The following is a 21,412-nucleotide window of genomic DNA, read 5'->3' as shown; positions in this document are numbered from 1 at the left end:
AACATGATCAACCGGGCAACGGACCATTTCCGGCCAACTTATTGACGCGCCCCTGACAGGAAGCGCAATCTCCTGCCACTCTGCCCACAACCGCGGCACAGCAACCTCACAAGCAGCGCTGTGACGTGCCGCGCGGCACCCCCACGCATGTGGTTATCGCGTTCGTCAGTGCACACCTTGTTCTGCCCGGACGGCCACCAGTCGTCCGGTCTCCCCTGGCCGTGCGAACCGCGGCCGCGCAGAAGGAGTCAGTGTTGAGACGCCAGTCCCACAGACGCACCTCCCACACCGGTAACACCTTCGGCCGCACCGCCCGCCGGCGCACGGCCGCCGGCGCGCTCGTCGCCGTCACCGCCCTGTTGGCCGCGGCCGTCCAGTCGGGCGCCGCCACCGCCGCCCCGGAGAAGGCACCGTCGGCTGCGGGCAAGGCCACCGGCACGGCCTCGGTCAAGCTCACCCCCGCCCAGCGGGCCGAGCTGATACGCGAGGCCACCGCGACGAGGGCGGAGACGGCCGAGGAGCTGAACCTCGGCGCCAAGGAGAAGCTCGTCGTCCGTGACGTGGTCAAGGACCGCGACGGCACCGTGCACACCCGCTACGAGCGGACCTACGACGGCCTCCCGGTCCTCGGCGGCGACCTGGTCGTCGAGACCTCGAAGGCGGGCGCGACCGAGGGCACCGTCAAGGCCACCAAGGCGAAGATCGCCGTCCCGTCGCTGACGCCGACCGTCAGCAGGGGCAAGGCCGAGAAGCAGGCCCTCGGCGCCGCGAAGGCGGAGGACGCCAAGAGCCCGGAGATCAACCGCGCGCCCCGCAAGGTCGTCTGGGCCGCGAGCGGCAAGCCGGTCCTCGCCTACGAGACGGTCGTCGGCGGCTTCCAGCACGACGGCACCCCGCAGGAGTTGCACGTCATCACGGACGCCACCAGCGGCGCCAAGCTGTACGAGTGGGAAGCGGTCGAGACCGGCACCGGCAACACCGTCTACAGCGGCCAGGTGACCCTCGGCACCACCCAGTCCGGTTCGACGTACAACCTCACCGACGGCGCGCGCGGCAACCACCGCACGAACAACCTCAACCGCGGCACGTCCGGCGCCGGGACCCTGTTCTCCGGCCCCGACGACGTGTGGGGCAACGGCAGTCCGTCGAACCTGGAGTCGGCCGCCGCGGACGCCCACTACGGCGCGGCGCTGACCTGGGACTACTACAAGAACGTGCACGGCCGCAGCGGCATCCGCGGTGACGGCGTCGGCGCCTACTCGCGCGTGCACTACGGCAACAACTACGTCAACGCGTTCTGGCAGGACTCCTGCTTCTGCATGACGTACGGCGACGGCTCCGGCAACGCCAACCCGCTCACCTCGATCGACGTGGCCGCGCACGAGATGACCCACGGCCTCACGTCCAACACGGCCGGCCTGAACTACAGCGGCGAGTCCGGCGGTCTGAACGAGGCCACCTCGGACATCTTCGGCGCGACGGTCGAGTTCTTCGCGGCGAACACCTCCGACGTCGGTGACTACCTCATCGGCGAGGAGATCAACATCAACGGCGACGGCACGCCGCTGCGTTACATGGACCGGCCGAGCAAGGACGGCTCTTCCAAGGACGCCTGGTACTCGGGCATCGGCTCGATCGACGTGCACTACTCCTCGGGCCCCGCGAACCACTTCTTCTACCTGCTCTCCGAGGGCAGCGGCGCCAAGACCATCAACGGCGTCAGCTACAACTCGCCCACCTCGGACAACCTGCCGGTGACCGGCATCGGCCGGGACAAGGCGGAGAAGATCTGGTTCCGCGCGCTGACCACCAAGTTCACCTCGACCACCAACTACGCGGGCGCCCGCACCGGCACCCTGGCGGCGGCCGGTGAGCTGTACGGCACCACGTCCGCCGAGTACACGGCCGTGGCCAACGCCTGGGCGGGCGTGAACGTGGGCACCCGGCCCGGCGGTGGCGGGGGCGGCGGTACGTCGTTCGAGAGCACGACCGACGTATCGATTCCGGACAACGGCGCGGCGGTCACCTCACCGATCACGGTGTCCGGCCGGACCGGAAACGCTCCCTCGAACCTGGCGGTCGCCGTGGACATCGTCCACACCTACATCGGTGACCTCCAGGTCCAGCTGGTCGCCCCCGACGGCACGGCGTACACGCTGAAGGCGTACGGCACCGGCGGCAGCTCGGACAACATCAACACCACGTACACCGTGAACGCGTCCTCCGAAGTCGCCAACGGCGTCTGGCGGTTGAGGGTCCAGGACAACGCGGCCCGGGACACCGGGTACATCAACAGCTGGAAGCTGACGTTCCCGTAGTTCACCTCGCGCGTGCGCGCAGATCTCCGCGCGCACGCGCTCCACGCCTGCGACAGGCGTCGCCCCGGTGGGTCACTTCCCGCCGGGGCGGCGCCCGTTCATGTTCCCGCACCATTCACCGGACAGTTGACTTTCGGCCAACATCATCACCCCCTCCTGACATGGACACGACCCAGGTGTCACTCTTCCTCCACCCGCCGCACCAGCACCAGCACCAGCACCACTGCACTTCCCCCACATAAGGAGCTCGTGTGACTCCCCGACGTCCTCTCTACGCGCGTCACAAGCGCACCACGCTCGCCATCGCGACCGCCGTCGCCGCCGGCGCGCTGCTGACCACCGGCCTGACCTCCGGTGCCACCGCCCAGCCCGCGCCCGTCGCGGACAAGGCCCGGCCGGCCGGGGCCCCGGTCCTGCTGACCCCCGCCGCGCGCACCGCCCTGATCAAGGAGGCGGACGCGGCCACGACCGAGACCGCCGACGAGATAGGCCTCGGCGCCAAGGAGGAACTGGTCGTCCGTGACGTCCTCAAGGACGCGGACGGCACGGTCCACACGCGCTACGAGCGCACCTACGGCGGCCTCCCGGTCCTCGGCGGCGACCTGGTCGTCCACGAGTCGAAGGCCGGCGACATCAAGAGCGTCACCAAGGCGACGACCGCCACCGTCAAGGTCCCCGACCTGACCGCGGCCGTCACCAAGGCCACCGCCGAGAAGCAGGCACTGAAGGCCGCCAAGGCCGAGGGCTCCACCAAGACCGCGGCCGACAAGGCCCCGCGCAAGGTCGTCTGGGCCGCCAGCGGCAAGCCCGCCCTCGCCTACGAGACGGTCGTCGGCGGCTTCCAGCACGACGGCACCCCGCAGGAGCTGCACGTCGTCACCGACGCGGAGACCGGCAAGAAGCTGTACGAGTGGGAGGCGATCCAGACCGGAACCGGCAACAGCCAGTACAGCGGCCAGGTCACCATCGGCACCTCGCGGTCCGGCTCGACGTACCAGCTCAACGACCCCTCCCGCGGCGCCCACAAGACGTACAACAAGGCGCGTGCCACGTCCTCCTCGGCCGGCACGCTCTTCACCGACGCGGACGACGTCTGGGGCACCGGCACCGCCACCAGCTCCTCCACCGACCAGAACGCCGCCGTGGACGCCCACTACGGCGCCCAGGTCACCTGGGACTTCTACAAGAACGTCCTCGGCCGCAACGGCATCAGGAACAACGGCGTCGCGGCGTACTCCCGGGTCCACTACGGCAACGCGTACGTCAACGCCTTCTGGTCCGACAGCTGCTTCTGCATGACGTACGGCGACGGCGCGGGCAACACCAAGCCGCTCACCTCGATCGACGTGGCCGGCCACGAGATGACCCACGGCCTCACGTCCAACACCGCCGGGCTGAACTACAGCGGCGAGTCCGGCGGCCTGAACGAGGCCACCTCGGACATCCTCGGCACGGCGGTCGAGTTCTACGCCGCGAACACCAAGGACCCGGGCGACTACCTGATCGGCGAGAAGGTCGACATCCGCGGCAACGGTACCCCGCTGCGCTACATGGACCAGCCGAGCAAGGACGGCTCGTCGGCCAACTACTGGTCGTCGTCGCTCGGCAGCCTGGACGTCCACTACTCCTCGGGCCCGGCGAACCACTTCTTCTACCTCCTGTCCGAGGGCAGCGGCGCGAAGACGATCAACGGGGTCGCGTACAACTCCCCCACCTCCAACGGCGCCACGATCACGGGCATCGGCCGGGACAAGGCCGTCCAGATCTGGTACAAGGCGCTGACGACGTACATGACGTCGACCACGAACTACAAGGGCGCCCGCACGGCGACCCTGAACGCGGCGTCCTCGCTCTACGGAGCGAACAGCGCGGAGTACGCCGCGGTGAACGCGACGTGGGCGGCGGTCAACGTCACGGCGTGACATCACGGCCTGACATAACGGCCTGGGTCCCAGGCTGCTCGGGGCGGTACCCGGAGAGAAGGCGACTCCGGGTGCCGCCCTAGTCTGTGCGCCATGCCCGAAACCACCGGCCCGCTCCCCGAGGGCCCCTTCACCTACGAGGCCGTCGGCGCGACCCGCGAGGGCCACTGCCCGCCGGACTTCAACCCCCTCCACGTCCGCTCCCGCATAGGCGAGGGCACGGACGTGTTCGAGCGGGCCGCGCACGCCGTCCGCACCTGGGAGATGCACCGCGCGCTGGGCGTAGGCATACGCGCCTCCGCCCCCGAGGCGGCCCCCGGCGTGGACGTGACGGTCACCCTCGGCGGCGTGATCAAGGCCCCCTGCCGCGTGGTCTGGACGGTCGACGAACCCCGCCGCAAGGGCTGGGCCTACGGCACGCTCCCGGGCCACCCGGAATGCGGCGAGGAGGCCTTCGTGGTCGACCGCACGGGAGACGGCACGGTCTGGCTGACGGTCACGGCCTTCAGCCGCGGCGCGAAGTGGTACGCACGGGCGGGCGGGGCGGCGACGCGGGGGTTGCAGCATGCGTACGCACGACGGTGCGGGGTGGTGTTGCGGAGGTTGTGCGATCACCCGAAGGAGTGAGTTCTGTCGAAGTCGATGCCGACAGATCTCGTCTACTTAGACTTAGACGAATCGACGGCATCGACCACGGAAGTGCCCCATGGGACGACATACGACTCAGCATCCACCGATCCCGGACAAGCCCCAAGACGTGGTCGACCGCGAACGGGAGTGGGCACTACTGACCGACTTCATCGGCGACCCCTCACCGGCCATGCGACTCGGCATCGTGTCCGGGCGACGACGCCACGGCAAGTCGTACCTCCTCCAGGCACTGTCGGAATCGCTCGACGGCCTCTACGTCACCGCCATCCGCGAGGAAGGCCGCCTTCCGGCGCTGCAGCGCTTCAGCGACGTGATCGCCTCGCACGCCGGACTGCACTCCGGCGCTCTGAGCCTGCCGGACTGGCCGGCAGTGCTCAACAGCGCGATCAACGTCGCGGCGCGTCGCTCGAAAGTGCCGCTCCTGATCATCGACGAGTTGCCGTACCTGCTGCAGCACTCACCTGAACTACCGGGATTCCTACAGCAGCTGTACGACGACCATCAGCGCGGTGAGGGTACCGGTGCCCGCGTCATCCTGTGCGGATCAGCCATGAGCGTCATGCACGAGCTGCTCTCGGGCTCGAAGCCCCTACGCGGACGCGCGGTCATCGACCTTCGCCTGGGCGCTTTCGACTACCGGGCCAGTCGCCGCTTCTGGCAGATCGAGGACTTGCCCACCGCACTCCGCGTCCACGCCGTGCTCGGCGGCGCCCCCGGTTACCAGCCCATCGCAGGGAACCCGACACCGAACGACGGCTTCGATGCCTGGGTGTCCCGTACGCTTCTGGACCCCGGCCGAGCGGTCTACTCCCGCACGGAGACCGAATACCTACTCCGTGAGGACCCTCGCATCACCCAGCACACCCTCTACTACGACATCCTCTCGGCCATCGCCCAGGGCGCGACCACGCCCACCAAGATCGGCGCCGCCCTCGGCCGCCCGCGCAACGCGATCGCGCACCCGCTGGACGTCCTGGAGTCCACGAGCTACATCCACCGGGAACAGGACATCCTTCGCCCCCGCCACCCGGTCATCACCCTGGTGGATCCCGTGATCCGCTTCAACCAGCTGATCACACTCCCCCAGGCATCAGCCGTGGAGCAGGGTTTCGCTGAGGAGGCATGGAAGGCATCCACTCCCACCTTCAACTCCCAGATCCTGGGCCCCCACTTCGAAGAACTCGCCCGCACCTGGACCCGCCGCTACGCCCACACGGTCCTCCCGGACGGCCTCCCGGGCCCGGTCGGCACCACGGAGGTCCCCGACCCTTCGGCCCGCACCAAACACGAGGTCGACGTCATCGCCCTCGCCCTCGGCGAACGCCCCCAGTCACCCCGCGCCCGCATCGCCCTCCTCGGCGAGGCGAAGGCGACGGTGGCCCGACGCGGAGTCGCCGACCTACAGCGGCTGGAACGCATCCGGGACTTGCTCTCGGAGCAGGGCTACGACACGAGCGGGGTCGCTCTGGCGCTCTTCTCGCTGTACGGGTTCCATGCGGATGTAACAGAGCTTGCGAAGCGGCGCCGGGATGTGCTCTTGGTGGATTTGGAGGCGCTTTACGGTTTGTGAAATACGCGCCTTCGCCTTCGCGCGACTACCGCTGAACGACCTACACACTAATTAACCTTCAACAATCCGCATTCTGCATGACCGCGGTAAGCGCGATATTTCGCCAAGCACCCATTGATCTCGACTCCGTGCTGAACGGGGCCCCCTACCGACCGTAATCAGCTGCCCTCGGCCTCAGCGACACGTTTTCAGTCGCTTCGCCGGGGCAGCGGGCGAGGTGAGCCGCGCACACCTCGCCCGCTCGGATCACCGCATCAGCACCCCCGCCCCCTCCCCAGTTCCTCCGAAGGCGCCACCACCAGCCCCAGTTCGGCGGCCGAGGCCAGCAGGCGGTGGGTCGGGAGGATGCGGACCGTGTAGCCGAAGGAGCCCGTGCGGTCCAGGGCGAGCGGGCCCTCGTAGACCCAGCGGCCCTCGTCGTCGGGGCCGCTCGCCGGCTTCAGCGGGACGCAACTGGCGTCGGTGATGCGGTCGTCGGTGTCCACGCGCCCGGAGACCGCCTGGACCTCGACGTCGTCCGGGCCCAGGTCGCCGAGGCCCACCCGGACACGCAGCAGCAGCGTCGCGCCCAGCTCGGCGGCCGTGCTGAGCGGGGCCGCCGAGGTCTCCACGTGGTCCACGCTCACCCGGTGCCAGGCGCCCCGCACCCGTCCCTTCCACGCGGACAGTTCGCGGGCCGTGTCCGGGGTCAGCGACCGGTGCGCGCGGGCGGCGGGGGTGTAGAGGCGGTCGACGTACTCCCGGACCATCCGCCCCGCCAGCACCTTCGGCCCGAGATGGGTGAGCGTCTCGCGGACCATCTCGATCCAGCGGTCGGGCAGCCCGCCGGGGCCGCGCTCGTAGAAGCGGGGGGCGACCCGCCGTTCCAGCAGGTCGTAGAGGGCGGCCGCCTCCACGTCGTCCCGGCGGTCCTGGTCCTCCTCGGACGCCGTGCCGTCCGCCGTCGGGATCGCCCAGCCGAAGTCCGGCCGGAACCACTCGTCCCACCAGCCGTCCAGGACGGAGAGGTTGAGACAGCCGTTCAGCGCCGCCTTCATCCCGCTCGTCCCGCACGCCTCCAGCGGGCGCAGGGGGTTGTTCAGCCACACATCGCAGCCCGGGTACAGCTTCTGCGCCATCGCCATGCCGTAGTCGGGCAGGAACACGATCCGGTGGCGGACGCGCGGGTCGTCCGCGAACCGCACCAGTTCCTGGATCAGGCGCTTGCCTCCGTCGTCGGCCGGGTGCGCCTTGCCCGCCACCACGATCTGGATGGGGTGTTCCGGGTGGAGCAGCAGCTCCATCAGCCGGTCCTGGTCGCGCAGCATCAGCGTCAGACGCTTGTACGAGGGGACGCGGCGGGCGAAGCCGATCGTCAGAACGTCCGGGTCGAGGACGCCCTCGATCCAGCCGAGTTCGGCCGTACCGGCACCGCGCTGCCGCCAGGAGGCGTACAGGCGTTGCCGTACCTCGACGACGAGTTGCTCGCGCAGGTCGCGGCGCAGGTCCCAGATGTCCTGGTCGGGGATGTCGCCCACGGCGTCCCAGCGTTCGGAGCCGCCGACGGTCATGGCGTCCTCGGTCCGTTCGTCGCCGATCTGGCGGGCGCCGAGCCGGAAGACCTCCGGGGCCACCCAGGTCGGGGCGTGCACGCCGTTGGTGACCGAGGTGATCGGGACCTCGTCCGGGTCGAAGCCCGGCCACAGCCCGGAGAACATCTCCCGGCTGACCTGCCCGTGCAGCAGCGAGACCCCGTTGGCGCGCTGGGCGAGCCGGAGCCCCATCACCGCCATGTTGAAGACGTTCGGGTCGCCGCCCTGGTGCGTCTCCATGCCGAGCCCGAGGATGCGGCCCACGTCGATGCGCGGCAGTTCGGCGTCGGGGCCGAAGTGGCGGGCGACCAGTTCACGGTCGAAGCGGTCGATGCCGGCCGGGACGGGGGTGTGTGTGGTGAAGACGGTGCCGGAGCGGACCGCCTCCAGGCCGGCGTCGAAGTCGAGCCCCTCGTCGCCGAGTTCGGCGATGCGTTCCAGGCCGAGGAACCCGGCGTGGCCCTCGTTGGTGTGGAAGACCTCGGGCCCGGCGTGGCCGGTGAGCCGGCAGTACGTGCGCACCGCCCGGACACCTCCTATGCCGAGCAGCATCTCCTGCAGGAGCCGGTGTTCGCTGCCGCCGCCGTAGAGCCGGTCGGTGACCCCGCGTTCGCCGAGGTCGTTCTCCTCGACGTCCGAGTCGAGGAGCAGCAGCGGCACCCGGCCCACCTGGGCCTCCCAGATCCGGGCGTGCAGCCGACGGCCGCCGGGGAGGGCGAGGCCGACCTGGGCGTGGGTGCCGTCGGCCTCCTGCAGCGGCACCAGGGGCAGTTCGTTCGGGTCGAGCACCGGATAGTGCTCCTGCTGCCAGCCGTCCCGGGACAGGGACTGCCGGAAGTAGCCGTGCCGGTAGAGCAGGCCGACGCCGATCAGCGGGACACCGAGGTCGCTGGCCGCCTTCAGATGGTCGCCGGCGAGGATGCCGAGGCCGCCGGAGTACTGCGGGAGCGCGGCCGTGATCCCGAACTCGGGCGAGAAGTAGGCGATGGCAGCCGGGAGTTCGGCACTCTGCGCCTGTCCCTGGTACCAGCGGTCGCCGGTGACGTAGTCACGCAGTTCGTCGTCGGCGGCGGTCAGCCGGCGCAGGAAGCGCCGGTCCTCGGCGAGTTCGGCCAGGCGCCGTACGGAGACGCAGCCGAGGAGTCGTACGGGGTCACCGCCGGAGGCGGCCCAGCGCTCGGGGTCGACCGACTGGAAGAGGTCACGGGTCTCCGGGTGCCAGGACCAGCGCAGATTGCGCGCCAGTTCGCTCAGCGGATGGAGGGCTTCGGGCAGGACGGGTCGGACGGTGAATCTGCGGATGGCCTTCACAGAGGATTCCACCTTCGCGCCAGGACGTACGGGCCGGGGGACGCACTCCGCTGTGCGCCGTTCGTCACCCCCCGACGGTAGCGGCGCGGGGGCCGTGGCAACTACGGCGCGTCCCTCCGTATGCAATTACGGCGCATCCGTACCCCGGCCGCCCGGCGGGGCAGTCCGCCCCGGCCCGTTCAGTCCTGAATTCGACGCAACCCGTCAGCAACATCCACATGTACCCCACAGGTGATATTGGCTGATTCCACCCCTCTGCGCGGCCTTGTGGCGCTTCACCCCGCACGAGAGGCTTCCGGTGGACCCCGGTGTGGGAGCGCCGGGCCGAGGAGGGGGTTCTCAGACATGCGCCAGCCTGCAGAGACGAGAAACAGGGGCACGCGCCGGGCGGGTGGGCTCACGGCGGTGATGACGGCCGCGGTACTTTCGGCCATCACCCTGCCCGCGCACGCCGCACCGGAGGGGTTCGTCCACGGCGCCGGCGGCCCCGGCTCCGTCAACGGCAGTTACATCGTCACCCTCGAAGCGGGAACGAGGGCCCCGTCGACGGCGGGACAGGACATAGCGTCGAAGTACGGGGCGAAAATACGCCACATGTACGGCAGCGCCCTGAACGGCTACTCCGTGACGGTCGGTGAGAAACAGGCCAGGCGGCTCGCGGCGAACCCCCGCGTGGCGTCGGTCGTCCAGGACACGAAGGTCGCCTACACCGGCAGTCCGCCCGACCCTCCGTCGTGGGGCCTGGACCGCGTCGATCAGCCGAGCCTGCCGCTCGACAAGAGGTACACCTGGCCGGAGTCGGCGGGCCGGGGCGTCACCGTGTACGTGATCGACACCGGTGTACGGATCACCCACCAGGACTTCGGCGGACGGGCGAGCAACGGCTGGGACTTCGTGCAGAACGACCGCACGGCCCAGGACGGCAACGGCCACGGCACCCATGTCGCGGGCACCGTCGCCGGCACCGCGTACGGGGTCGCGAAGAAGGCGAAGGTCGTCGCCGTCCGGGTGCTCGACGACGCGGGCGGGGGCACGACCGCCCAGGTCATCGCGGGTGTCGACTGGGTCACCGAGCACGCGAGGAAGCCGGCCGTGGCCAATATGAGCCTCGCCGGTCTCGGCAACACCCAACTCGACGAGGCCGTGCGCAACTCCATCGCCTCCGGGGTCACCTACACAGTGGCCGCGGGCAACGACGGACGGACCGCGGGCCTCTACTCGCCCGCCCGCGTCAAGCAGGCGATCACGGTCGGCGCCACCGACCGGACGGACGTCCGCGCCGACTTCTCGAACTGGGGCCCGAGCCTCGACCTGTTCGCGCCCGGTCGGTCCATCACCTCCGCCTCGCACCGGAGCGACACCGCGCGGGCGACCCACTCGGGTACGTCCATGGCCGCGCCGCACGCCGCGGGCGCGGCGGCCCTGTATCTGGCCGACCGTCCACGGGCCGCTCCGGCGGAGGTGTCCAAGGCGTTGGTCAAGCGTGCGGTTTCGGGCAAGGTCAAGGACAGACATCCGGGCTCCCCGAACAGGCTTCTTCTCGTCGACCGCCTGTAGGAACCCGTAACACCAGTGGTGAGCGGGTCTTTACCGAGAGCGACTACAGTGACCGGCCTCGACCCCTTCGGACGAGGCCGGTCTTGTGTGTAGACATACGCGTGAGTAGTTAACAAAGTGCCGGAATGCCCACCCGCACTGTGTGGGAAGGCTCCACCGGTACGTCCCGCTGGCCCCACCTCCCCACACCCTCATCCGCCCACCCACGTTGACGCGGACAGGAGCGGTCATGCCCGCCACGCACCACTCGTCAGCACCCCCGACGACCAGTACCACCCCCGCCCCACCCGACAGCACCGCCGCACGCCCCACTCCGGGCGCGCACCGGCCCGCCCGCGCCCTCCTCGGTGCCTCCAACACCCCCGGAGACTTTGGGCGCTCCCACCGTCGGCCGGATACCGGTCCTCGATGTGCGGCCGACCGTCCACCACGGCCGCCGACCGGCGAAGGCCGTCGTGGGCGAGGCCTTCGAGGTCTCGGCCGTCGTCATCCGGGAGGGCCACGACGCGGTCGCCGCCAATGTCGTGCTCCGGGACCCGGAGGGCCGCCCGGCCGGGTGGACCCCGATGCGCGAACTGGCCCCCGGCACCGACCGCTGGGGCGCCACCGTCTCCGTACCGAGCGAGGGCCTCTGGTCCTACGCCGTGGAGGGCTGGGGCGACCCGGTCGCCACCTGGCGCCATCACGCCCGCATCAAGGTCCCGGCCGGCATCGACACCGAGTTGGTGCTGGAGGAGGGCGCGCGTCTGCACGAACGCGCCGCCGACCAGGTTCCCGAGGGCAAGAGCGGTCGGGGCACCCTCCTCGCCGCCGTGGACGCGCTCCGCGACACCGCCCGTCCCGTCTCGGCCCGGCTGGCTGCGGCGTTGGCGCCTGAGGTGGACGAGGTCCTGGCCCGGCATCCCCTGCGGGAACTGGTCACCTCCTCCGAACCGCTGCCCCTGCTGGTGGAACGCGAACGGGCCCTGTTCGGCTCCTGGTACGAGTTCTTCCCCCGTTCCGAGGGCACCCCCGAGCAGCCCCACGGAACCTTCCGCATCGCCGCACGGCGCCTGCCCGCCATCGCCGCCATGGGCTTCGACGTCGTCTACCTCCCACCCATCCACCCCATCGGCACCACCTTCCGCAAAGGCCGCAACAACACCCTCTCCCCCACCCCCGACGACGTCGGCGTGCCCTGGGCCATCGGCTCCCCCGAAGGCGGCCACGACGCCGTCCACCCGGATCTGGGCACGATCGAGGACTTCGACTTCTTCGTCGCCGAAGCACGGGCCCTGGGCATGGAAGTGGCCCTGGACTTCGCCCTGCAGTGCTCCCCCGACCACCCCTGGGTCCACAAACACCCCGAGTGGTTCAACCACCGCCCCGACGGCACCATCGCCTACGCCGAGAACCCGCCCAAGAAGTACCAGGACATCTACCCCATCGCCTTCGACGCCGACATGCCCGGCCTGATCACCGAGACCGTCCGGATCCTGCGCCACTGGATGGACCACGGGGTACGCATCTTCCGCGTCGACAACCCCCACACCAAACCGGTCGTCTTCTGGGAACAGGTCATCGCCCGGATCAACGCCACCGATCCGGACGTCATCTTCCTGGCCGAGGCCTTCACCCGCCCCGCGATGATGCACACCCTGGCCGCCACCGGCTTCCAGCAGTCCTACACCTACTTCACCTGGCGCAACACCAAGCAGGAACTCACCGACTACGCCACCGAACTCGCCGGCGAGGCAGCCGCCTACATGCGGCCCAACTTCTTCGTCAACACCCCCGACATCCTCCACGCCTTCCTCCAGGAAGGCGGCCGCCCCGCCTTCGAACTCCGCGCCGTCCTCGCCGCCACCCTCTCCCCCACCTGGGGCGTCTACTCCGGCTACGAACTCTGCGAGAACACCCCCCTCAAACCCGGCAGCGAGGAATACCTCGACTCCGAGAAGTACCAACTCCGCCCCCGCGACTGGGACGCCGCCGAACGCGACGGACGCACCATCGCCCCACTGCTCGGCAAGCTCAACGAGATCAGGCGGCGGAGTCCGGCGCTGCGTCAGTTGCGGGATCTGCACTTCCACCACGCCGACCAGGAAGCGGTGATCGTCTACTCGAAGCGGGCGGGCTCGAACACGGTTCTGGTGGTGGTCAACCTCGACCCCCACCACACCCAGGAGGCCACGGTCTCGTTGGACATGCCGCGACTCGGCCTGGACTGGCATGAGTCCGTGCTGGTGCGCGACGAGCTCACCGGCGAGGTCTACACCTGGGGCAGGAACAACTACGTACGTCTGGAACCGGGCCGCTCGCCCGCCCACGTACTGACCGTCCTGCGACCGTCCAACCCGCAGATCGGGGGGTCACCCACACAATGATCGTCAACGAGCCCGTTCCGGACACCTTCGAGGACACGCCGCAGAAGGACCGGGACCCGGACTGGTTCAAACGCGCCGTCTTCTACGAGGTCCTCGTCCGTTCCTTCCAGGACAGCAACGGCGACGGCATCGGCGACCTCAAGGGCCTGACCGCCAAACTCGACTACCTGCAGTGGCTCGGCATCGACTGCATCTGGCTCCCGCCGTTCTTCAAGTCACCCCTGCGCGACGGCGGTTACGACGTCTCCGACTACACCGCCGTCCTCCCCGAGTTCGGCGACCTCGCCGACTTCGTGGAATTCGTCGACGCCGCCCACCAACGCGGCATGCGCGTCATCATCGACTTCGTCATGAACCACACCAGCGACCAGCACCCGTGGTTCCAGGAATCGAGAAAAGACCCCGACGGACCCTACGGCGACTACTACGTCTGGGCCGACGACGACAAACAGTTCCCCGGCGCCCGCATCATCTTCGTCGACACCGAAGCCTCCAACTGGACCTTCGACCCCGTCCGCAAACAGTACTTCTGGCACCGCTTCTTCTCCCACCAGCCCGATCTCAACTACGAGAACCCGGCCGTACAGGAGGAGATGATCTCGGCTCTGAGGTTCTGGCTGGACCTGGGCATCGACGGGTTCCGGCTGGACGCGGTGCCGTACCTGTACCAGCAGGAAGGCACCAACTGCGAAAACCTTCCCGCAACCCACGACTTCCTCAAGCGGGTGCGGAAGGAGATCGACGCGCACTACCCCGACACGGTCATTCTCGCGGAGGCGAACCAGTGGCCCGAGGACGTCGTCGACTACTTCGGTGACTTCGCCAGCGGCGGCGACGAATGCCACATGGCGTTCCACTTCCCCGTCATGCCCCGCATCTTCATGGCCGTACGACGGGAATCGCGCTACCCGGTCTCGGAAATCCTCGCCAAGACCCCCGCCATCCCCTCCAACTGCCAATGGGGCATCTTCCTGCGCAACCACGACGAGCTCACCCTCGAAATGGTCACCGACGAGGAACGCGACTACATGTACGCGGAGTACGCCAAGGACCCGCGCATGCGCGCCAACATCGGCATCCGCCGCCGCCTGGCCCCCCTCCTGGACAACGACCGCAACCAGATCGAACTCTTCACCGCCCTGCTGCTCTCCCTGCCCGGCTCCCCGATCCTCTACTACGGCGACGAGATCGGCATGGGCGACAACATCTGGCTCGGCGACCGCGACGCCGTCCGCACCCCCATGCAGTGGACCCCCGACCGCAACGCCGGCTTCTCCTCCTGCGATCCGGGGCGGCTGTCACTGCCGACGATCATGGACCCGGTCTACGGCTACCAGGTCACCAACGTCGAGGCGTCCATGTCCTCGCCGTCGTCGCTGCTGCACTGGACCCGCCGGATGATCGAGATCCGCAAGCAGAACCCGGCGTTCGGCCTGGGCACCTACACCGAACTGCCCTCCTCCAACCCGTCCGTGCTCGCCTACCTCCGCGAGTACAAGGACGACCTGGTGCTGTGCGTGAACAACTTCTCACGCTTCGCCCAGCCCACCGAGCTCGATCTGCGCACCTACGAAGGACGCCATCCCGTCGAACTCATCGGCGGAGTCCGTTTCCCCGCCATCGGTGAACTGCCCTACCTCCTCACCCTCGCGGGCCACGGCTTCTACTGGTTCCGCCTTCGGAAGGACGCCGTGTAGACCCGACCGGAACCCCGGGCGGGCCGGTTTCCCCCGGCCCGCCCGGGGCACGCAGACAGGAACACCCCCGCCCCCGGGGAAAGGACGCGATTCCATGTCGGAAGCCGCTTCGCACTCCACCGCGACAAGTCCTGCGCCACCGCCTCCCACAGAACCGACAGCCGGGCTGCTCACCTCGCTGGACCCCCTGCTGCGCGAGTGGCTGCCGCGGCAGCGCTGGTTCGCGGGGAAAGGGCGACCGGTCACCGGGTTCAGCCTGGTGGCGGCGACGGAACTGCTGCCGGTGGGCTCCCCCGCGGCAGGCGGGCCCCATGGGTCCGGCGGGTCCAAGACGGGGCTGCTGCATCTCCTCGTCCGCGCGCATCAGCCGCTGGTGCCGTCCCAGGGAGCCGCGACGCACCCCGGCGACTGCTACCAACTGCTGCTCGGCGTACGCGAGACACTGCCTCCCCGGCTGGCGCCCGCACTGATCGGACATGTGGCGGAGGGGCCGCTGTCCGGGCGGACGGTGTACGAGGCACTGCACGACCCCCGTCTCACCGATGTCCTCCTGGAGGCGCTGCGCACCCAGGCCCGCGTCGGTGAGCTGCGCTGCGGACGGGACACGCGCCATGACATCCCCGAGGGCCTGGTGCCGCGTCTGGCCACCGCCGAGCAGTCCAATTCCTCGCTCGTCTACGGCGATACGTTCATCCTGAAGCTGTTCCGCCGGGTCGTGCCCGGGGACAACCCCGACCTCGAACTGCCGCTGGCCCTCTCCCAGGAGGGCTGCCTGCGGGTACCGGCGCCGGTGGCCTGGATGGTGGCGGACCTGGGCCGCTCCGGCGATCCCGACGGCCCTCACGTCCTGGGCGTCCTGCAACCGTTCCTGCACGGGGCGGCGGACGGCTGGGAACTGGCGCTGAGCATGCTGTCCAAGGGCGAGGACTTCACCGCCGAGGCGCGGGCGCTCGGGCGGGCCACCGCAGAGGTGCACACCGCGCTGACGAGCGCCCTGCCCACGGTCACCCTGGGCCGGGCCCAACTGGAGGCGCTGGTCGAGGGAATGACCGAGCGCCTGGAGGCCGCCGCGCAGGCCGTCCCCGCACTGCGGCCGTACGCGCCCGGTCTGCGCACGGCCTTCTCGGCGCTGGCCGACCTGGCCGCCGAGGGGCGCACGTGGACGGCGCAGCGCATCCACGGCGACCTGCACCTCGGGCAGTGTCTGCGTGCGCCGTCCGGGGAGTGGTCGCTCATAGATTTCGAGGGCGAGCCGTCGAAGCCGCTGGCCGAGCGGCGGATGCCACAGCCCGTCGCCCGCGACATCGCCGGCATGCTCCGCTCCTTCGACTACGCCGCGCACTCCCTGCAGCCCCCGGCCGCCGACTGGGCGACCGCCTGCCGGGCCGCGTACTGCTCCGGGTACGCGGATGTCGCCGGGGTCGATCCGCGGACCGATCCCGTGCTGCTGCGCGCGTACGAGACCGACAAGGCCGTGTACGAGGTCCTCTACGAGGCCCGCCACCGTCCCGACTGGCTCCCGGTACCCCTGGCCGCGGTCCGCCGCCTGGCCACGGACCCCTGCACCGACACCACCCCCTGACACCACCCCTCCCGAGGAGACCGTCCCTGTGACTCCCCGCCCGCCGTCCGACGACAGCACGCAGCCCCCCGCCGCCGGGGCCGAGGTACCGGCCCCGGTGAAGAAGACCGTCGCGAAGAAGACGGCCACGACGACGAAGACGGCCGCGAAGAAGACGGCAGCGGCGGCGAAGACCGTCGCCAAGAAGACGACGGCCAAGAAGACGACGGCCAAGAAGACGACGGCCAAGAAGGCGCCGGCGAAGAAGACGGCGACGAGGAAGACGGCGGAGGACACGGTCACGTCCGCGGAGGCCGCCGCCACCACGACCTCCGCCGCCAAGAAGGCGCCGGCGAAGCAGGCGGTGACGAAGAAGGCGCCGGCGAAGAAGACGGCGACGAGGAAGACGGCGGAGGACACGGTCACGTCCGCGGAGGCCGCCGCCACCACGACCTCCGCCGCCAAGAAGGCGCCGGCGAAGCAGGCGGTGACGAAGAAGGCGCCGGCGAAGAAGGCCGTGGCGAAGAAGGCGGTCGGGAAGAAGACCACCGCCAAGACCACCACTGCCGGCAAAGCCACCACCACCGTTGGCGCCGCCACCGCCGGTGATGTCGACGCAGGAGCCGTGGCCGCCGAAAGCGTCGCCGAGAAGGCCGTAGCCAAGAAGACCGCCACCAAGAAGACCGCCGCGAGGAAGACCACCGCCAAGAAGGCGGTCGCGAAGACGGCGGGCACGAGGAAGGCCGTGGCCGCCGCTCCCGAGTCGGCCGGGGTCGAGCCGTCCGCCGCCGTGTCGGTGCTGGCCGCGTCGGCCACGCCCCCCGGGGCGACCGTCCCCCACCAGGCCATCTCCGAGCCGGGCGGTGCCGATCCGCTGGTCCCCAGGCAGGCCACGGCCGAGCCGGTGCTCGACGAAGCCGACGGAGCCACGGTTGCCGCGCCGGTCGGCGGCGAGGTCCCCGGGTCCCCCCTCGCCCGGCCCGCCTTCTCCCCCGCGATGGACGGCGGTGACCGGGAGCGGTTGCTGGCCGGTACGCACCATGAGCCGCACGCCGTGCTCGGAGCCCATCCCGCGCCCGGTGGTGTGGTGTTCCGGGCGTTCCGGCCGTACGCCCTCGGCGTGTACGTGGTCGTGGGGTCGTTGCGGGCGGAGCTGCACGACGACGGGGGCGGCTTCTTCTCGGCGCTGCTGCCGCTGCGGGAGGTCCCGGAGGCGTACCGGCTGCTCGTGTCGTACGAGGGCACGGAGCAGGAGACCGAGGACGCGTACCGTTTCCTGCCCGCGATCGGTGAACTGGACCTGTATCTCATCGGTGAGGGCCGGCACGAGCAGTTGTGGCGGGCGCTCGGCGCCGAGCCGATGACCCACCAGGGCGTCACCGGCACCCGCTTCACCGTGTGGGCTCCGAACGCGCGCGGCGTACGCGTGGCCGGCACCTTCAACTTCTGGGACGGCTCGGGCTTCCCCATGCGTTCGCTCGGCTCCTCGGGCGTGTGGGAGCTGTTCGTGCCCGGGATCGGCGAGGGTGAGCTGTACAAGTTCGAGATCACCCGGCCGGACGGTTCCCGGACGCTCAGGGCCGACCCGATGGCCCGCCGGACGGAGGTCCCGCCCGCCACGTCGTCCGTCGTGTACGCCTCGCACTACGAGTGGGGCGACGAGGAGTGGCTGGCGAAGCGTGCCGAGACGCCCGCGCACGAGGCGCCGTTCTCGGTCTACGAGGTCCATCTGCCGTCCTGGCGTCCCGGACTGACGTACCGGCAACTGGCCGAACAGCTCCCTGCGTACGTCTCCGACCTCGGCTTCACGCACGTCGAACTGCTGCCGGTCGCCGAGCATCCCTTCGGCGGTTCCTGGGGCTACCAGGTCACCGGTTTCTACGCCCCGACGGCCCGTCTCGGCACCCCGGACGACTTCAAGTACCTGGTCGACGCACTGCACCGGGCCGGCATCGGAGTGCTGATGGACTGGGTGCCGGCCCATTTCCCGCGCGACGACTGGGCGTTGGCGGAGTTCGACGGACGTCCGCTGTACGAACACGGGGACCCGGCGCGGGCGGCGCACCCCGACTGGGGGACGCTGGAGTTCGACTACGGGCGCCGCGAGGTGCGCAACTTCCTGGTGGCGAACGCCGTCCACTGGTGCGAGGAGTACCACATCGACGGCCTGCGGGTGGATGCCGTCGCGTCGATGCTGTACCTGGACTACTCGCGCGAGCCGGGTCAGTGGACGCCGAACGAGCACGGCGGCCGGGAGAACCTGGACGCGGTCGCCTTCCTCCAGGAGATGAACGCGACCGTGTACCGGCGGGTGCCCGGTGCCGTGACGATCGCCGAGGAGTCCACGGCCTGGGACGGGGTCACGCGTGCCACCCACCACACGGGTCCGGGCGGCTTCGGAGGGCTCGGCTTCGGCCTGAAGTGGAACATGGGCTGGATGCACGACTCCCTGGGCTACATGGCCAAGGACCCGATCCACCGCAAGCATCACCACCACGAGATGACCTTCTCGATGGTGTATGCGTACAGCGAGAACTACGTCCTGCCCATCTCGCACGACGAGGTCGTGCACGGCAAGGGCTCACTGGTGTCGAAGATGCCGGGCGACTGGTGGCAGCAGCGCGCCAACCACCGCGCGTACCTGGGCTTCATGTGGGCCCACCCCGGCAAGCAACTCCTCTTCATGGGGCAGGAGTTCGCCCAAGGGGCGGAGTGGTCGGAGGCGCACGGGCCGGACTGGTGGCTGCTCGATCCCGCGTACGGCGCGGAGGCGGACCACCGGGGGGTACGGGATCTCGTCCGTGATCTCAACGCCGTGTACCGGCGCACCCCCGCGCTCTGGGAGCAGGACACCCGGCCGGCGGGCTTCTCCTGGATCACGGGGGACTCGGCGGACGACAACGTCCTCGCGTTCCTGCGGTTCGCCGAGGACGGGAGTCCGTTGCTGGCGGTGTCCAACTTCTCGCCGGTGGTGCGCGAGGACTACCGCCTCGGGGTGCCGGACGACGTCTCGGCGTGGCGCGAACTCCTCAACACGGACGCGGGTGTGTACGGCGGGACGGATGTGACGGCGTCGGACCCGGTGAAGCCGGAGCCCCAGGCGTGGCACGGCCGGCCCGCGAGCATCCGGGTCACGCTCCCCCCCTTGACCACGCTCTGGCTCCGCCCGGCCTGACCTTCTTAGGTGTCGGTCCGGTGGGGGCTGGTCGCGCAGTTCCTCGCGCCCCTTAAGGGCCTACGGCCCTTTCGGGCCGAAAAAGCAGGGGCGCAGCCCCCTTTTTTCGGGGGCGCGGGGAACTGCGCACCCACCCGCACCCGAAGAACGCACCCTGGGGTCAAGGGGCGCAGCCCCTGGGGATGGGACGGTAGGGGCGGCGGGGCGAGACCCATGCCTGACGGATGTCAGCCGCCTCTCCTCCCACCCGGCATCATCCGCCGCAACGCCCCCAACAACCCCCGCTCCCACCCCGATCCAGCCCCGGCTCGACAACAGCCTCCACCGCGCCGGCGCCACCGGCACATCACCCCGCCGCTCCCCATCCCCGCACCGAACTGTGCGCCGCCAACTCATAACGCACCGGCAACAACTTCAACCCCCGCACCACAGGCCCCGACCGCCACGGCAACTGATCCGGCGGCAGCGTGAGCTCCGCCCGCCCGAAGTGCTCGAAGATCCTCCCCACCGCGGTCGTGACGATCGTCCCCGCCAACTCCCGCGCGGCACTGGGACACTGATGAGGCCCGGCCCCCCACGCCAGATGCGCCCGCGTACTGACGGCCGAGTCGACGAGGTGCGAGGAGCCGACGTTCAGCAGATCCCGGTGCGCGGCGGCGACGGACGGGGACGCGATGTCCCCGGCCCGGATCAGGAAGTTCCCCAGCCGCACATCACGCGCCGCGAACCGGAAGCACAGATTGGCGGTCGGCGGGTTCACCAGCGCGGCCCGGTTCACGGTCTCCCCGAGCTGCCCGTTGGACAGGCTCCGCCGCACGGTCGCGTTCCCCCGCAGCACCTCCAGCAGCGTGTTGCAGACCATGTTCCCGGCGATGTCGTTGAGATAGACCGCGTTCATGAACAGCTCACGGCCGAGCTGCTCGTCGCTGAGCGACGGGTCGGACAGCAGCATGTAGGAGGTCAGGTCCTCCCCGGGACGGGACCGCCGGTGCGCGGCCAGCCGTGTCATCGCCCCCAGCGCCCGCCCGGTCGCCGGCCCCGCGTCCGGTCCGCCGTCCAGCATCCGCCACAGGTCCATGACCATCTCGTCGCCGAGTTCGACGGGGCACCCGAAGAGTTTGGTCGTCACCATGAGGAGCAACGGCCGGGTGTACTGCGCCGCGAGGTCGGCGAACCCGGTGGTCCCGGACTCGGCGGCGAGCACGGCGATCAGTTCGTCGGCGTAGCGCGCGACGGCCGCCCGCAGCTCCCAGCCCTCGGGCGAGTGCCCGTCCTGGAAGGGCCGCATGGCCGAGTGGTAGCTCAGCCGTGCGTGCCGGTGCTCCTCGTCGTCGAAGAACATGGTCTGCCGGACCTCGTACCCGGCGAGCAGCGGCCAGTCCTGCGGCAGCCGTCCCTCCGCCCGCGCCCGCCAGTGGCGTACGTCGCGCCGCCACACGCTCTCGTTGCGCAGGACCTCCAGCACCTCGCGGTAGTCGAGAACCAGCCACGCCGGCACTCCCATCAGCCCCACCGGTGCCACGGGGCCGTACGTGCTCCGCAGTCGCTCGTAGACACTGCCCGGATCCCGGTCGAACTCCGAGGTCAGCAACGGCTCCACGGCCAGCGATTCCAGGCCGGGGCCACCGGCCGGAGCTGCCGCGAACGGATGTGTTTCCATGCCGACACGCATACCGCATGAACCGTGTACGAGCAGTGACGATGCCGCCAACT

At 70.0% G+C, this 21,412-nt stretch carries 9 protein-coding genes and 2 pseudogenes; 9 read left to right on the top strand and 2 right to left on the bottom strand.

The genetic code is table 11. The features are described 5' to 3' along the window. The first annotated feature begins 251 nt into the window (after nucleotides 1-251). The 4 genes from E4N62_RS33535 (at nucleotide 252) to E4N62_RS33520 (ending at nucleotide 6,461) form a co-directional block, all read left to right on the top strand. Nucleotides 252-2,318 carry a M4 family metallopeptidase gene (locus tag E4N62_RS33535; protein WP_230220509.1) on the top strand — a complete coding sequence of 689 codons (2,067 nt, stop codon included), beginning with the start codon at nucleotides 252-254 and terminating at the stop codon, nucleotides 2,316-2,318. 251 nt (nucleotides 2,319-2,569) lie between these two features. Then, a complete protein-coding gene (locus tag E4N62_RS33530) occupies nucleotides 2,570-4,240 on the top strand; it encodes a M4 family metallopeptidase (RefSeq protein ID WP_230220507.1) in 1,671 nt (556 codons plus the stop codon). Nucleotides 4,241-4,333: 93 nt separating this feature from the next. After that, nucleotides 4,334-4,867, top strand: a complete 534-nt coding sequence (locus E4N62_RS33525) for a DUF1990 family protein (RefSeq protein ID WP_230220505.1) — start codon at nucleotides 4,334-4,336, stop codon at nucleotides 4,865-4,867. Nucleotides 4,868-4,946: 79 nt separating this feature from the next. Continuing rightward, the gene (locus E4N62_RS33520) at nucleotides 4,947-6,461 is read left to right on the top strand and encodes an ATP-binding protein (RefSeq protein WP_230220503.1); all 1,515 of its coding nucleotides are present in this window, start codon (nucleotides 4,947-4,949) and stop codon (nucleotides 6,459-6,461) included. A 246-nt stretch (nucleotides 6,462-6,707) separates the two neighbouring features. Here E4N62_RS33520 and E4N62_RS33515 read toward each other — a convergent pair. Continuing rightward, nucleotides 6,708-9,343 (bottom strand): annotated as a pseudogene (locus E4N62_RS33515) (glycosyltransferase family 1 protein). A gap of 345 nt (nucleotides 9,344-9,688) precedes the next feature. Here E4N62_RS33515 and E4N62_RS33510 point away from each other — a divergent pair. The 5 genes and pseudogenes from E4N62_RS33510 to glgB all read left to right on the top strand — a co-directional run bounded on the left by E4N62_RS33510 (nucleotide 9,689) and on the right by glgB (nucleotide 19,699). After that, the gene (locus E4N62_RS33510) at nucleotides 9,689-10,900 is read left to right on the top strand and encodes a S8 family peptidase (RefSeq protein ID WP_230220501.1); all 1,212 of its coding nucleotides are present in this window, start codon (nucleotides 9,689-9,691) and stop codon (nucleotides 10,898-10,900) included. Between the two features lie 229 nt (nucleotides 10,901-11,129). Beyond that, nucleotides 11,130-13,266, top strand: a pseudogene (locus tag E4N62_RS33505) (alpha-1,4-glucan--maltose-1-phosphate maltosyltransferase). Continuing rightward, nucleotides 13,263-14,963: a maltose alpha-D-glucosyltransferase gene (treS, locus tag E4N62_RS33500; RefSeq protein ID WP_230220497.1), complete on the top strand. Its 1,701-nt coding sequence runs from the start codon at nucleotides 13,263-13,265 to the stop codon at nucleotides 14,961-14,963. Before E4N62_RS33505 ends, treS begins: the two are co-directional and overlap by 4 nt. Nucleotides 14,964-15,057: 94 nt before the next feature. Further along, the gene (locus E4N62_RS33495; protein ID WP_230220495.1) at nucleotides 15,058-16,545 is read left to right on the top strand and encodes a phosphotransferase; all 1,488 of its coding nucleotides are present in this window, start codon (nucleotides 15,058-15,060) and stop codon (nucleotides 16,543-16,545) included. A 28-nt stretch (nucleotides 16,546-16,573) separates the two neighbouring features. Continuing rightward, nucleotides 16,574-19,699: a 1,4-alpha-glucan branching enzyme gene (glgB, locus tag E4N62_RS33490; protein WP_230220493.1), complete on the top strand. Its 3,126-nt coding sequence runs from the start codon at nucleotides 16,574-16,576 to the stop codon at nucleotides 19,697-19,699. Between the two features lie 346 nt (nucleotides 19,700-20,045). Here the strand turns inward: glgB and E4N62_RS33485 are convergent, their stop codons facing one another. Then, nucleotides 20,046-21,359, bottom strand: coding sequence for a cytochrome P450 (locus tag E4N62_RS33485; protein ID WP_230220491.1), 1,314 nt, complete (start codon nucleotides 21,357-21,359; stop codon nucleotides 20,046-20,048). Between the last annotated feature and the right edge of the window lie 53 nt (nucleotides 21,360-21,412).

The organism is Streptomyces sp. MNU76 (assembly GCF_020982545.1).
In the GTDB taxonomy this organism is placed as follows: Bacteria; Actinomycetota; Actinomycetes; order Streptomycetales; family Streptomycetaceae; genus Streptomyces.
This window is presented reverse-complemented; position numbering and strand designations above follow the sequence as displayed.

Coding starts and splice junctions, on each gene's coding strand:
- E4N62_RS33525 (WP_230220505.1), top strand. CDS start 4,334: ATGCCCGAAACCACCGGCCCGCTCCCCGAGGGCCCCTTCACCTACGAG.
- E4N62_RS33520 (WP_230220503.1), top strand. CDS start 4,947: ATGGGACGACATACGACTCAGCATCCACCGATCCCGGACAAGCCCCAA.
- E4N62_RS33510 (WP_230220501.1), top strand. CDS start 9,689: ATGCGCCAGCCTGCAGAGACGAGAAACAGGGGCACGCGCCGGGCGGGT.
- treS (WP_230220497.1), top strand. CDS start 13,263: ATGATCGTCAACGAGCCCGTTCCGGACACCTTCGAGGACACGCCGCAG.
- E4N62_RS33495 (WP_230220495.1), top strand. CDS start 15,058: ATGTCGGAAGCCGCTTCGCACTCCACCGCGACAAGTCCTGCGCCACCG.
- E4N62_RS33485 (WP_230220491.1), bottom strand. CDS start 21,359: ATGGAAACACATCCGTTCGCGGCAGCTCCGGCCGGTGGCCCCGGCCTG.